Annotated in this window: 15 protein-coding genes; 2 read left to right on the top strand and 13 right to left on the bottom strand. The window is 33.2% G+C overall.

The window, feature by feature from the left end; translation table 11 throughout:
- Window positions 1-72 precede the first annotated feature (72 nt).
- The 12 genes from DN408_RS12690 to DN408_RS12630 form a co-directional block, all read right to left on the bottom strand.
- Complete coding sequence (locus tag DN408_RS12690) at window positions 73-780, bottom strand: hypothetical protein (protein WP_147740138.1); 708 nt, start codon at window positions 778-780, stop codon at window positions 73-75.
- A 105-nt stretch (window positions 781-885) separates the two neighbouring features.
- A complete protein-coding gene (locus tag DN408_RS12685) occupies window positions 886-1,149 on the bottom strand; it encodes a hypothetical protein (protein ID WP_002166836.1) in 264 nt (87 codons plus the stop codon).
- A gap of 426 nt (window positions 1,150-1,575) precedes the next feature.
- On the bottom strand, window positions 1,576-1,863 hold the full coding sequence (locus DN408_RS12675; RefSeq protein ID WP_147740136.1) for a hypothetical protein: 288 nt from the start codon (window positions 1,861-1,863) through the stop codon (window positions 1,576-1,578).
- A 226-nt stretch (window positions 1,864-2,089) separates the two neighbouring features.
- Window positions 2,090-3,016: a hypothetical protein gene (locus tag DN408_RS12670; RefSeq protein ID WP_147740135.1), complete on the bottom strand. Its 927-nt coding sequence runs from the start codon at window positions 3,014-3,016 to the stop codon at window positions 2,090-2,092.
- A gap of 9 nt (window positions 3,017-3,025) precedes the next feature.
- On the bottom strand, window positions 3,026-4,009 hold the full coding sequence (locus tag DN408_RS12665) for an RNA-binding protein (protein ID WP_098343928.1): 984 nt from the start codon (window positions 4,007-4,009) through the stop codon (window positions 3,026-3,028).
- 169 nt (window positions 4,010-4,178) lie between these two features.
- Window positions 4,179-4,466 (bottom strand): hypothetical protein, encoded by a 288-nt coding sequence (locus DN408_RS12660; protein ID WP_147740134.1) that lies wholly within the window; start codon window positions 4,464-4,466, stop codon window positions 4,179-4,181.
- A complete protein-coding gene (locus tag DN408_RS12655; RefSeq protein ID WP_147740133.1) occupies window positions 4,466-4,765 on the bottom strand; it encodes a DUF2089 family protein in 300 nt (99 codons plus the stop codon). Before DN408_RS12655 ends, DN408_RS12660 begins: the two co-directional genes overlap by 1 nt.
- 432 nt (window positions 4,766-5,197) lie before the next feature.
- A complete protein-coding gene (locus DN408_RS12650) occupies window positions 5,198-8,707 on the bottom strand; it encodes a DNA translocase FtsK (RefSeq protein WP_147740132.1) in 3,510 nt (1,169 codons plus the stop codon).
- Window positions 8,708-8,724: 17 nt separating this feature from the next.
- Window positions 8,725-9,117, bottom strand: a complete 393-nt coding sequence (locus DN408_RS12645) for a hypothetical protein (RefSeq protein ID WP_002166827.1) — start codon at window positions 9,115-9,117, stop codon at window positions 8,725-8,727.
- A gap of 189 nt (window positions 9,118-9,306) precedes the next feature.
- Window positions 9,307-10,593 carry a replication-relaxation family protein gene (locus DN408_RS12640; RefSeq protein WP_002166826.1) on the bottom strand — a complete coding sequence of 429 codons (1,287 nt, stop codon included), beginning with the start codon at window positions 10,591-10,593 and terminating at the stop codon, window positions 9,307-9,309.
- Window positions 10,594-11,029: 436 nt separating this feature from the next.
- Entirely contained in the window at window positions 11,030-12,337 is a 1,308-nt protein-coding gene (repX, locus tag DN408_RS12635) for a plasmid replication protein RepX (protein ID WP_002166825.1), read from the bottom strand.
- Between the two features lie 27 nt (window positions 12,338-12,364).
- Window positions 12,365-12,700 (bottom strand): hypothetical protein, encoded by a 336-nt coding sequence (locus DN408_RS12630; protein ID WP_033710312.1) that lies wholly within the window; start codon window positions 12,698-12,700, stop codon window positions 12,365-12,367.
- 600 nt (window positions 12,701-13,300) lie between these two features.
- Between DN408_RS12630 and DN408_RS12625 the strand changes: the two genes are divergently transcribed.
- The gene (locus DN408_RS12625) at window positions 13,301-13,906 is read left to right on the top strand and encodes a MerR family transcriptional regulator (RefSeq protein WP_002166823.1); all 606 of its coding nucleotides are present in this window, start codon (window positions 13,301-13,303) and stop codon (window positions 13,904-13,906) included.
- Window positions 13,907-14,090: 184 nt separating this feature from the next.
- A complete protein-coding gene (locus DN408_RS31960) occupies window positions 14,091-14,312 on the top strand; it encodes a hypothetical protein (RefSeq protein ID WP_002139742.1) in 222 nt (73 codons plus the stop codon).
- A gap of 65 nt (window positions 14,313-14,377) precedes the next feature.
- Here the strand turns inward: DN408_RS31960 and DN408_RS12615 are convergent, their stop codons facing one another.
- Entirely contained in the window at window positions 14,378-14,686 is a 309-nt protein-coding gene (locus tag DN408_RS12615) for a hypothetical protein (RefSeq protein WP_002166822.1), read from the bottom strand.
- Window positions 14,687-15,065 lie beyond the last annotated feature (379 nt).

Raw genomic sequence — 15,065 nt, 5'->3', positions numbered from 1 at the left:
ACCTTAATTCTATATAAATTCCCTGGTTCTTATTTTTCGCATTCTATTCCTTATCTACTTTACTATTAGACATTACTCTCTTTCTTTACAGTCAAATTCAAAAATCTTTAACAATGATAAGAGACGATAAATACCTGGTAAGTGTTTTTCTCCATAATAGATATATAATTCCTTCAATTCTTCTTTATAAGCAAATTGTACACCTAAATGGGCAGGAAGTTTCTCTAGTATCCTTGTGTTCTCCAACTCTATGTTTTGAATAATCTCAATAACAGTATGTGGGGATTCTTTTAAAATAGCTTTTAATGTCTCATATGGAATATGAAACAGTTCGCTACATTCTATTGCTCTTCTTTTATTATACTCTACTTGTTCTAGTTCTTCGTCTGTAGGAGGTATAGTTGAAGGTCTTCTATATTCAGATTTTACTACCTCTTTTTTTGATTCCATTTTTTTAATAAGAAAATGGCCCCATTCTTGGATACGATCCTCTATTTCACACGGATTTCCATATTGATATTCAAAACTTCTTCTTTGAAATTCGAAATCACAGTCATCATTACAATCATGATAATCCAGCTCCATAATGAAGTCCCTATAACCATAATAGTCGATGTCGATTTCTTTCATTTGATCCCCAATAATACCCACAGTATCTTGAAAAATAGTAAGTTCACGACTTCTAATTGGTTCAGTGATTTCTTTCTTTTGAAAGATTGATATAATTTCCCCTATTGATAATACTGATTTATCTAATGTAATTGCATGTTTATATTTCATTATAAATATCCCCTTTTCCAAATAAAAAAAGCACAAACTATGTACTATTTATTCACATTATTTTTTTAGTTGTAATACATAAATACTAGAACCTCTCACCCTTGTTTATTTTAGTATCTCTACTACGGTACAAGGGATGTTAGCGAATTTTCTCTCACTACATATGTCTTGTAGTGTTCTTAACGCTTCATATCCGTCATGCATGACTTTAAGTGGTTCTGAAGTGCTTAACTTATGAGCGTTTAGATACTCTACACAATCGCAATCATGATATGTTTCTGTTAAATAAAAACCTATCGCTTCGTAATTATTATGAGCACAAATGACTCTCATATTCTTTTTTTTATGCCATACTTTGTAAAATTCCATATGATCTCTCCTCTAAATTAAACAAAAAAAGCACAATAGATGTGCTGTTTTTATTTAGCATATTATTAGCCCAGAAGGTCTATTTACAAGTAATTCCTAACTTAAAGACAACACAAAAAGGGCTTCTTCAAGTCGATTAATAATGTGCATAGCAAAATAAGCTATATATACACTAATCGGCTCAAAGAAGCCCTTTCAAAAATGAAACAAGACGCAACTTGCTTCTACAACTCAACCACAACACAAAAAAGGTGTGGGAATAAACGGAATCAATTAAACAATAAATATACGTTTATATTAATCTATTTTTATATAATATTCAATTGTTTTTAATAGAATGAAGATAAGAAGGGATTTTATATGTATTCTATAATAATATCCCTGTTTCTTCTGCTATAAATCCCCTCTTATTTTCAGTTCTTGGTGTTAATTCATGTACTGCATTTCAAAATATAGTTTTTCTGGCTTTTGATTTTGGTCTAAATAACAAAGTATTTCCTTCATGTTTTCTTTTTCAACTTCAACACTTTCCATGTAGGACATACTTTCGTTTTCTCGGACCTTTTGAAAAATAGCAGTAGGTAGTTTAACCGCATCAAACACACCCATTTTGCTTCCTAGCTTTTGTTCTGATGTAGCATCGTAGAAAATTTCATTAACAATTACCTCATTATCATCTGGATCGTACATAAACCCTCTTTGTATACGTAGCAATGTATTACTCCTTTCTAATATATTCTCTTCCTAAAAATAATTATATTTATATATAGCGTTATTAATGAAAGAGCTATCAAACAATATTATTTCGTAAAATCCGTACTTTGTATAGTGGTAGATACATGATAATTAATTTTCACACGTTATTTTTGAATATTTCGTACTTTTTTTAGAACACAAACAAGCCACCCTTTAAAAGAAAGCAATAGCTTGCAAGGGTGGCTTAGTTTGTGGTGAATAGCTTCATATTTAATTGTTTGATTTCTCCTTCTGCAAGAGGCTGATAAAAAGCATGTTGTAATCCTTGTGAATGTAAGGTTTCTCCTATACATAGCAATACTTTACCAGGGATTAAATCAAGTAGTAGATCATTATTAATTTGCTTTGCCTGTTTTTCAGTAGAAACATAAATAACTAAGATTGTAGGATTATTCCCTAAGTCTTGCATAATAACATCTTTTCCTGACTCTACAAAAGCCTTCCATCTAGCAATAATTCGCTTTAATCGATCCTTTATATCTGATAATAAGGTGGAGTATACAACGAAATTAAATTTACGATTTTCTCCACCGCTTACTACAAAACTTAAAGGAGGGGTAGAAACCCCTTTGCTTATAGATGGATGCATAATATGCCCCATAAAGGACGGATCATAGCGTAAATGGCAAAGTAAGTCTATATCATGCCAGTAACGTAGGTGAACGTATTTGCCGTGATTATCAAGGCGCTCCGGAGCAAAGTAAAACATATTTCCTTGCCAGTACTTTAAGAGCTTAAACCCATTATCGGATAACGTATATGCCTCCTCACGAATTTCCATATCAAAAATCTCTACTTGCCATTTTTCAATGAGACGATAGTAAAGTAGTCCTTGAAGTGCATCATTAATTCTCTTACGCGAAAACTTATCTTTGAATAGATATAATAAATGATTAAAACGAACAGATGTATGAATACCGATGAAAGTTAGTATTGCATGCTGTTCTTCTGTTAAACGCTGCTTAAACGTAACTAATTCGTCATAGGAATGGAATACATAGGTTTTATCAAGACTATGTATTCGATATACCTGAAGTCCTTGTGCATCCTCACTTGTTAAATGTGGAATTGAAGGGAAATATGAAGACATTTGATTCTCTATTGTACGCATAGTCATTCATTAAAATTGGTAAATTGGCGAATTAGATTTTTTACTTTGGCCTTGCGGATAATTCAGGATACGTACAGTTCCTTTTCTATTTTTCGCATCAATGTTAAGCAGCTCGCATGTAACAATCGTTTGGTTAGTTGCATCGTGTGCAGTTGGATTGGCAAGATTACGGCTCTTTAAGCCTTTAAACTGAATACCTGGTGCAACTTCTACGAAAATACCAGCAATGGCATCTACACCTACAATTTTACCTACAAAACGGTCACGTCGTTTATTAAGCTCTAGTAGCTTTTCCATTGGATCTGTTTCTAGTTTCTTTTTATTTCCTCTAAATTCATAGCGGCCGTTCTTTTCTACTACTTTATCGATAATGAGCTCTACAACATCACCAATAATAATATCCTCCGGACGTACAAATGAATGTGACCAATGTGAGTACCTTACCCCTATAGTTACACCATGGACTTCAACCAGAACGGTTTGTGCAGTTGGAATATGACCTGAAACTGTTCCTGTGTATACTTTATTCCCACCTTGTGAGGTTACTTCATCATATAATCTTTTTTGTAATGCGAGCTCTCCTGCTGTGATTGATACAACGGCAAAGTTCCCTTCCTCTGTCTTTTGGAAATGCTCAATGATAACAGGTTTTGTTCTACCAACTAGCCATTGAGGATTCTTAGGAATTGTTATCCCTGCCTCTGTAATTGGGCAGTATGCAGTTGTATGGGTACCAATTTGCATCGTAAGTACGGGTATGCGTTCTGATTTACCATTTTTAGTTGGGAACAACTTTTCAGAGACGACTGTAATTAAGCCTTTACCTATAATACGTTCCCGTTTCATACGAGCTAACTCTTCTAATTCATGCTCACGTACTCGTTCAAATTGATTGAAGTTTGTTTCTACTGGTGTGTCCCCTGCTGTGAATTCTTGTTCAAAAGCCATTCCTAGTTCTTCTGCAACGTGTGTTGTTTCTTTCTCTACTGTCATCCTATTTTTCCTCCTAGAACGTAAAAAAGGACACACCTGTACCGTTGGAATGGTACGTAAGGTGTGTCCTTCACGTAAGTTATAGTTTATTTATATAATTATTAATTTTAATATAATGGTATTCAAAAATTTATGCAAGTGTTATTTGGTTCAACTTCAAATATTTTCTCTATTTCATGTCGTAGATTTTCATTTTATCCAATTCCTTTTTTCTTTTCTCATGAAGATACTTTCTACCTCCATTCCATTCTGCACATAGGAAAAGCAGCCCTAATAATAGATAGAGGATAAAGCCAATAGTATTTTCAATACGATTCGTTACAAACAGCCCTGTCAAAAATGCAATATATGCTACTGGTAAAATTGCTCCCCAATAGATATTGTTCCTAGTTGAAAAGAAGAATTGAACAGCTAAAATACCAGCAATAATAAAAACCTCATAAAAACTAAATGACATCACTTCTCATCCCTATCTTGTTTATATTTTTCAATAATCAATTTTGCATCCTCTACACTTATGCGATCATCAATCGACAGGCTCTTGATAAATTTAATAAATCCCTCGTTTTCTACAGCATCATTCATTTTTATTTTATCGATTAATCGATCAAGTTTAAGTCTTACTGTTGGGTATGATACCTCATAAACCTTTGCAATCTCTTTTAAAGAACCCGAATGAAGTACTAAGTTTTTAACAAACTCTAAATCCTCATTTTCCAAAGCTAAAATCCAGTTTGGAATATTGTTAATATCCACATCTTCGCCTCCATTAACTTTTATTAATATTAGTTTAACATATTTTTTAATAATATTGAATAAATGTTAAACTTTATTAAAAATAATTTATATCATTTGTTAAATTATTTATAAAATAAAAAGAACCCATTTGAATTAAGTTACTCAAGTGGGTATTGCTTCACAATCTGGCCCTTTAGTTGAGTAACTTTATTGCTACTCAACATTTTCTTAATCCGCCTTTCAGTTCAGATCTTCTTTTCACTTTTCACTATAAAAACACCCCTTTAGATAAACAGATCTAAAGGGGCAAAACATCGCGCCTTTTTTATAAACACCGTGACTTGATTTAAAAGAGACAATAAATTAACCATAAACTGTCCGGACAGTTTATGCTTTAACTTACAAAATCTCTAATTAATTTCAAAGTATCGTTCTAATTGAAAGGAAATATTAATCAAATATATCGTTTAAATCCTTGCTCATCACGTTAGATGTATTCTTCTTAGGTTGTTCATTTCTATATGGCAGTGGCTGCGTATCACTATACTTATTTTTCTGTTGAGTTTTTAGAAGTTCTTGACGTTCTTTATAGGTCATAGGGCTATACTCTCGTTGCTCTTCATTATTTTTAGGATTCCCTAGCATATTTATTTCTAAGTTTTTATAGACAGTAGTACTAATTGATTCATAAACTTTTGCTACATCTGCATCAAGTTTATTTTCTTCAGTAAGGGCTGCTGTTTCTATTACTGGTGTTGGATCTTCCTCTATATTTATTTCTGATTCCTTCTCTATTTCAATTGTAGTTACTTCTTCTTGTAACTCTTCTTGGAATGGTTCGATTCTAACTGAAAGCTCCGTCTCTATTGAAGCATCTGTGTTCCAATCCTGTTCCAATATAGAAATGGATAAATCCTTGTTAAGCTCTGATACATCCATATGTATTTCATGATAATCTTCTATATCGGCAGAATTCATTTTAATTACTTCCTCAATTGTTTCTTCTGGTACTGTATCTTGTATTGCAGGTGTCACAAATTCCAATTTTTGTTCTGTCTCTATATCCTGCAAGACTCCATTACGTTGTAAAGCATCTAGTAAGCGTGCTGCACGTGTATAACCTATATTAAATTTATCTTGCAGTGCAGATATGGAGGCAGTCCTGGATTCCTTCACAAAAGCTACCACATCATCATACAGGACATCTTTAAAGAAGCTTGTCTCCTCTTGCGCGGCTTCCTTGTCTTCGCTTGGAATGGCTGATTCTTGCTGAATACTCTCACCGGTATTTGTTTCGAATAAAACGGGAGAGTTTATATCAGACTTCTCAATCGGTAATGGAACACGACTATCTTTTGAAATTAGAACTTTACGAGGTTCTTTTCCTGTATAGGAACTTACAACTAGATTTTGTTCTAACTTATCAATTAATCGTGCTGTCTTCATATAGCCAATCCTAAATTTTCTTTGCAGAAGGGATGGCGAGACTTGCTGTGCTTCAATTACGAAGTTTTTTATCTCTTCATATAGAGCAGCTTCCTTTTCAGCTTCCTCTTCCTCTTCCTCATTGTTGTTTGTCTGTTGTTCACTAGCAATGGATGTATTTGATATAGCTATATCTTCGACTAATTTTGTTTCATGTTCAGATTTATGATCCTTATAATCATTCAATGATACAATATGTTGTTGCTCACCGTTTGTTTCCAGGGAATTGTTCTGCTCCATCGTATCATTCTGCATAGGTGGTAATGGTTCTATTTTTTTCATATTCTCTGCATCTACGTGCTTCATTGGATTTGCTTTAGTAATAGACTCCTTGATTAGAAGGAGACGCTCATTTTCCCAATATCGCCCTAGTTTTTCGTCTACCTGTATAATCGCTCTAGCAAACTCTTCTTTAGGTACAAAGTTACTTGTGATTTGTTGTACAGGCTGCACATGATTATCTTGTACGATACGAGCAGCGCAAATAAATGCACCTTGTCCCATAATATCCCCTGGCGACATAACCACTTCTTTTGTTTTTTGATAGGTTGATCCTAAGCGACTAACGGGATTCTCTTGCATAGGAGAAATACCTTGTTCAGATTCAGATTCTTTAAATTCCTCTTTTTCGCCAAACATGTCAGAGAATATCTTTGCATCATATGGCGTAACATCTCCAAATATCATTTTGTTACGGAATGAGCCCAGCAAGGTAAACATGTACTGCTCTGTGAAATCGAGAGCTAATTGAGATAGTGTTTGGCTTGCAATTGTCAGGATTACTTTATATTTACGAGATTGTGCAGGGAATTCTTTAAACGGGCGGACAACGTAATCTGGGAATTCATCGACAATTATATGGTGGTATGGTGAAACGTTTGGTTCTCTACGGAATACAGCATTCTGCATACTAAGTAAGACGAATTTTCCTAATACATTAGAAAGGTCTGCCAATTCCCCTTTTGCCGTATTTACTAATAAAATTCCACCTTGTTCTAAATGTACATCAAAATCGAAATCGGATTTACCAAATAAAACTCGTCGTATTAGTACGTTCGAAGCAAGGTCTTTTAAAATATTACGTAATCCTTTTACATATTCTTCTTCTCTATCATAATGCATGGGGTGCCCGCGGTATTTCCCTTTTTTATAAACCGCAGGTTCGCCTTGAGAATCTGTTTTTTCTCGAATGGTATTATCAAACCACTCATCTATCCCTTTTATAATTTTATATTCGTTGTTCTGGTCCCGCGAAGCAGCGCCAGTTTGAACAAAATCGTATAACTTTTCCACCTGTACTTTTAAGAGTTTCTGCATACGATGGACACGTTCTATATCATCATACATCTCTATCAAGTCGTCGAAGGTTACATCTTTTTGCGGGTTGTACAGCTTTAATAAATAGATATGTTGCTTAAGATGGTTACGCTGTGCTTGTTCAAAGAATGCATTATTGGATTCAGATAAACCTTGAATAACCATTGCGAAAACCTCTGCTACTTTATCAACTGGTCCACGCAGAATGTTTATGTTTTTTGTATCAGGGTTAGTTGGATCAATATAGTAAACCGAGCTTTCAGGAATTTTGTGTGCTTGTACTAACTTAAATACTTTTTGACATAAATCATTACTCGGTTCAATAACAGTGACACCATTTAAAAACGTCCCTTTTACTTCTTCCGTATCATAATCATTTTTTTTATAAGCATTCTCGAACTTATTAATGAAACGTACCATCCAGTGTAAATCTTGATTAATCATTGGAATGATTAAACTAGATGTTTTACCAGAACCAATTGGACCAATAATGATTCCATTTAATGTTCTATCTTTCCCTTTGATACGAACCATTTCTTTATGCTCAATATGAGGACCAATTTCTACATCAGGATATATTTGTTGTTCCTGACTATTAAACCATTTTTGTAACTTGTGGTTTTTGTACTCATATTTTTGTACCCATTTTAAAATTTCTTCCCGGTAACGAACAATATGCCCGCTATACCAAAGAGTAAACAAGATCATAAATACAGTCGGTAAAAACACAAATATCATGGTTAATGTGTGGAAATTCCCCGTTAATACATGTCCTACTGCCTGATATTCACCAAAATTAACATGCGTTGCTTTATCAGTGAGATAAGGGATAACCTTTGCATGGATAGGAGCAGTTGCAAACCATAAGAAGTGGATATCAACTGCGATGTGTGAAGCAATTAGAATGAATAGTTTCCCATTTTTCACATGTAAAGCTGGAATACGGCTGTAGAAACGAAAACTAAATTCTCCTAGAAATAAAGAGAAGAACATTAAGATGAGTGGTACATATGTAATTTCTATAGGATAAGACGGTAGTTCAAATGCATAGTATAGTAACTTTATATAGTTTATTAAACCGACTCCAAAAGAAATAATAAATGCGCTAATGAGTGTAATGGTTGTAAATAAAGGTAACCTTTGCTTAAACGTATCCATAAAGGCTCACCTATTCCTTACAGAAACAGCTGAGCTTTATGGCGGAATGTAAAACGATCTTGTAACTCTGGATTAAATCGCTCTTTTGATTTTTCTAGAAAGAACTTCGCTGTATCTTCAGTCTGTTTTAAATATAGGTCGATACTAGCTTTTTCACAAAGCTTGTCATATTCTTCTTGAGAAAGTACAGCAATATTCACTTCTATTTTCTTAGCAGCTGCAGTTTCAATCAATACGTCGTACCAATAGTAATTAGGCTTACCAGGTATTTGAATATCTTGTAGTGAAACGCTGAACTCCGCACCTTCTTCTGTAATATGTTCAAGTACTAGTTCTGGATTTGCTAATGCCTCTCTCACAGAAAGCACTCCCCCATTGGCTGTTGATGCAGTTGTAAATTGCAAATTCATTTTCATTTTCCACCTTTCTCCAAATAAAAAAAGGCAAGCGACACCCACTGTAAAAACAGCGTGTGTCGCTTGCCTTAATTCATATGTTCTGATTTGATTGTAGTTTTAATTATATGTTCAAACGCTATTCTACCACTTTGAATAATGAAAATCAATAAAATTATATAGTGTTATATAAAAAATAATAGATTAATATAACTCAACAAGTTTACGTCTTTTCGGATGAACGTTATTTGCAGTACGTACCATGATCTGTTCATCCATGTCTATATGGATACTTTCATTTTGGATTGATAGCAGTCGTACATTTTCATAAGTGTCCATCAGAAGAATATCTCTGGGTTTTTCACGTTTAGGATAGATAACTACAAGTGGAACACCGTCATCCCCTTTTCTTCTTGAAAACACGACGTCATCTAATCTAGAGATCATCCGGTAATCATTTTCGTTCCCAAAAATAAAGAAGAAATCTTGTATAACGTCTTTGTCTCTCCTATAAGTTCGACGTAGACCGCCATCTATTGGTTCCTTAAATGTTTGTACGTTCTCAACAAATGCATAACGCCACTCAGCATCTCCTACTATACGTTGAGATAAAGGCACAAGAATATCTTGTTCAAAATTTTGGTTGTCATCTTTTCCAAGAATGATATCTGAAATAACGTCTCCAGCATCTTTAAGTGAGCAGACGTACATATTTAGATTAGGTATTGTCATTAAAAGTTCGTGATACTCCCTCATAGAAAATAATAGATTCTTCATCCGTACGTATGGTGGCTCTGCTTCTTCTGCAAGGAACATTGATTTGTCGTACATGACAAAAACAACTGAAACATTGTCCTTCGTTTTTTGAGCATATTCTACATACTTCCCTACTTTTTCAACTAAGGTAGAATTGGTTTCTTTACACATATCCATTTCAATATAGATATTTTTATCTTGATATGAAATGTGTTCATCAGGAACCATTGCCAGGCCTGCATCTTCAATTTCAATTTTTTTAAGCTTTTGATGATAAGACCGAATATCTAACTCATATAATGTCTCGTTATTATAGGTCTTTTTCGTCACTTCTAAAAGCGTACGTACTAAAACTTCTCTTGAGCAGAGTGTATGTAATGAATTTGAATGAGAGTATCTACGTTTTGAAGATCCTTCAGGAATCTTCCCGATTTCCTGAAGGTATTCAATCATTCTTTCTTTTAAAGAGAATGTAGCACGTTTAGTTATACTATCATCTCGCTTCTCAATTTTTTTCGTTAAAATAGCACCGTATTGTGAATAACGATTAAGTTTTGTAAACACACTAGCTTCGGAAAAATCTCGACCTTCAAACGCGCTATAGAGTTGAGTAATTTGTCGTGTAGTAAGATACCTTTTGTGATATAAAACTGTGAATACAAATATGTCAGCCTCCTTTAGATGGAAAAATTTTTGCACGCCTTTGCTTTTATATTTATACGTTTTACTGTTCATATTATACAACTCCATAATTTAAATTTCTTCTCGTGTAATAACTATCATTTCTATATATCTTATTACAGCAGAATTAGGTTGTAAATTATGAAAAATTCAAACTAAATTTGAGCTAATATAGATACTAAAACTCGTACGCTGAAGTTTGGATCAAATTTGCTTCTAAAAATCCGCTATAAATATTGATTTATATAGCTTTATCACTCTTTTAAAATTGTTAGGACAGAGTACAAGTTTGACTCTAACATTTTTTTGAAGGGTAAAGTAAAGATAAAAAATTGTTAGGACGCCCAAACAGAATAAAGGATGGTAGACAAAAAGATTTAAAGGTTCCAATTATTCAAGAATTATAACGGATTTTTTGCGGGGTAGAATTAATGTCATTAACGATTGAAATAGAAAAAGACCGACAAAATTTAATTTGTCGGTCTTTTGTTTAGAATGATAATTTCTTTTTTGCTGGTTGTGAATCGTCGGCTACTTCTACTTCAGGTTCAGCACCAAAATTCAATTTTTTCTTTTTAGGTTTTTCTTCTTGTACTGAATCATCAAATGCAAAAAGTTTATTTAAAACAGCATTTGATTTCTTAGAATTAGCTTGTTCACGCTCTTCTTTAATTCTAGTAATCTCATCAATAATATCACTCACACGTTTTGGTAATGGTAGCCCTGCAACAACTGAATAGAATTTAACTATATCCTCTTCTTTTTTCGCTGTATGTTTATTTACATATGGAGCTATAGGACGTTCATCTACGTATGGAGTTCTTTCTTTTAAGAAGTTTTCCATCTGGTTAAGGAATGAGAAGTTATATAATCGACTAGCTCGTAGCGGTGATGTAACGATAGATAGTGCACTTTTTTTAGCACTTTCTAGCTCTTCTCTTTCTGTATCGTATAAAACTCCTTTTTCTAGTGCATTCCCTAGTTGAGTCAAGTAACCTAGTGGGTTTTCAGTGTCTAATTGATTTGATTTTAGCTCTAGTTTTGCTAAAGATAAAACGCCTGGTGTATTAATTACCTGAGCAAATTCACTTGCATCAAAATGTGTATCTGAAAACGGCGTAAATGATGAAGTAACTAAGTTAATCTCATGTAATGCATCAGCAATATATTTGTTACTATAGCTAGTATATTCGTTCGCTAATGCACTTGGGTTTTCTTCTTCAAATTTTCTATATAGTTTAGCATTATCTATTAATACAATTGAACCGAAAGCGTCTTGGTTCATAGCAATGCTACGAATACGTGAAGCTGCATTTTCTAATACTTTTAAAGCCTCAGCATCTCGAGGTAAAGTTAGTAACAATCCAAAATTGTAATCATGTTCATATAACATTTCGATTGCCTTTAAAAGAGCTCCAGTTCCTGTTCCACCACCAAGGCCACAAGTAATCCAGATAAAGTCACGATCTTCAAACTCTTGTTTAACTGCTTCAAAAATCATTGCTCCATGTTTTACAAATGCTTCCTCACCAACCTGTGGATTACGAGCTGCACCTTGTTCATATCCTTCTAACTGAATTTTACGGACATTCCCTGTATTTTTAATCTCAATTTTATTAAAATCTTGGCTATTTGTATTAACAAGAATCGCACGATATGGGTATTTATTGTTTTTAATCTGTGTTTCTTTATTTGCACACTCCGCTGCGATTGCGCATCCTCCCATACCTAGTCCTAAGAATCCAAATTTCAAGCTAATATTTCCTTGGCTTTCGATTTCTGAAAAATTGCCTGCCATATGTATATCCTCCCTCAAATATATATTTTAGTTGTTTTTCTCAACTCGTTTTTCTAGTTCTTTGATTAAAACATTACCTAGATTTGTTACTTCGTAAACTCGAACGCGCCCAAATGGTTTGAAAGATATCAACCCTGCCCCCTCAAGTCGTGCAGTCATAATATCCAAAGAATATCGCGATGGAAGTATCTTTTTTCCTTCATAATCCTTTGCATTCTCTATTTGATATTCTTTATGATACTGGTTGATACAATCCCATAGCTTTTCTTTGTGCATTGCACCTTCAGCGTATAGTACACGTAGAGCCCAAATTCCGTCATTTAAATTCTCACAGAGTACATCAATAATTTCATTGCTACTCATTGATATATTAGACACTAATTTCACACCACCTTTAATAAAAAGTAAAATTTATGTATAGATACAAAAAGCAATAACAATATTACGGAATTTAATCCCGCGATAAACGCCGTAGATACTTCGGGATATACTTCCGAAGTATGTGATGTATTAACTATAATACATCTCAAATATTTTATCAAGAACCTTTTAATATCAAGTGTTTAAATACTTCCGAAATATAACCCGTAATTATTACCGTAATGATTACGGGTTATATTTACGTATTTATTTCGATAATTAATCCCGCTATTTGTACCTAATAACCATCGGATGCAACTGAAAATATGTAAAAACTCATTGATATATGAGTAGATTTATTTCCGCTATGACGAGATGGTTTTGTACATATTGAGGAATTAATCACGCTCATCCAACTAATCACCGCTCAACAAGACAGGCATTTTTGATACATAACCCAATAAATGAGCAATGAATGGTTGAGTGATCAGACGCAAAAAAACATGAAATTTTACGTAATTGGAAAAGGTGTCCTTTTAGTTTCTATAGAATTTCTATATAATGTACTATAGGACAGGCAACATATAGTTAGGTGGTGAGCAAATGATTGATGAACAGTTAAGCGATGGTTATTATCGTGTATCTGAAGTAGCAACCATGCTTGATATACCCGAAAGTACTCTTCGCAGATGGTTGAATGATTTTGATGAGTACTTGAACATTAAAAAAGAACGACAACTTAAATATGTTCATGAGGATAGTATTGATACAGTAAAAAAAATAAAACATTATTATTCAGAGTCAAAGAAAAAGCACGAAATTGTAGTGCTTTTAGATATGGATCCCACTGTTATTCGTAATGTTTATGCTGAAGAGATTGATGACGATGATGAGCAAAAAGAAACATCGCTAGTTAAAGCACAACAGGTAAATACAGACTTGATTGAGGCTTTGACAGAAAAAATCACTGAGGAAGTTACAGCTAAAGTGACCGCCGAATTAACAAAGCAAAATATGGAATTCTTCGCTGCTGTAGCTAAACAAAGTCAGGACAATTTCGATAGAATTAATAAACGTCTAGAGGAACGTGACGAAAAACTAATGAGCACTATACGATTAATTCAAGAACAAAAAAGTGCAAATGCTCAGAAACAAGAAAATACTGAACAAAAAGGCGGATTTTTCTCTAAGTTTTTCGGGAAAAAATAAAAGAGACTATCATTTTGATAGTCTCTTTTATTTTCTAAATCCTTAGGACACTTAGTATCTTTTACTGAGACTAAATTCATTAATAAATAACATGATTAATTCAAAGTTATTATGTTAATTCTGTATATTTTTATGTAAAATCATAATATATAGAATTAACATATATTTACAGGAGTTGATACATATGTGGAAAAAGATTAATAATTATAAATATCACCTAAAAGATTTAAAATTCATGACTTGGCTATTTCCCGCTATTGGCTTGTTATATGCTTATGAATTCTTCTCTGGTATAATGTTCGACCAGGAGTTTCGTTGGCTCAAATTATTATGCACGATCATAATGATTCTAGCATTTATGGATATTAGAAAGAAACTTAGAAACAAAGACTATAGAACAACGTGATGCAAATGGAATCCTTATGGGTTCCTTTTTCTTTACAAAATAAAAAAGTAACGAATTCGCTACTTTTATTTCTTCCAATCTTTGAAATTGGCATACTTCATATATTCTTTTTTAACTATTCCTTTATACCATTTATTCTTACTTTCAGGTCTAGAAGGTTTTTTGTTATATTCATTAATATCTCCGTCTACATTAAGCCATTGTGGATTTTCATAAGCATATTTGTAGATGAATTGTCTAGCTTCTTTTAGTGAACTAAATTCTCCTAAATGTAACTTTGGTTTAGCGGTTCTATATCCATATACAAAATAAGTTGTACCATGTTCCCCTATAGTTTCAAAAAATGGTTTTGGTATCAAATCAATTCTTCTCATTTAAACATCCCCTTTATAATAACCATAGGTTTATTATACAAATTAAGTACTATTAAACTATTGTTCTGCCAATCAATTTACGTTAATTCTCAGAACAATAGTTTAATAAACATGTTTATTACTACAACTGTATACTTTGCTGTTTATTCGAGAGTTAATTTTGTAACTAAAAAACCTATGATTGATTCTCAACCACTTTTAAAATGCGAACAAAAACTATGTAAGTGACCGGCGATTAATTGACTGATTGGAACTATAATTAATATAATAAAATCATTCACTCAATCACCACTCAATCTATTAAGGAAAACTAAGTGTATTATTATTAAGTGACCGGTGATTAGCCGGGTGACTCTTACTAATTAGAGGTGAAATGGCG

The sequence above is a fragment of the Bacillus sp. AR13-1 genome (assembly GCF_008042285.1).
Taxonomy (GTDB): domain Bacteria; phylum Bacillota; class Bacilli; order Bacillales; family Bacillaceae_G; genus Bacillus_A; species Bacillus_A mycoides.
This window is presented reverse-complemented; position numbering and strand designations above follow the sequence as displayed.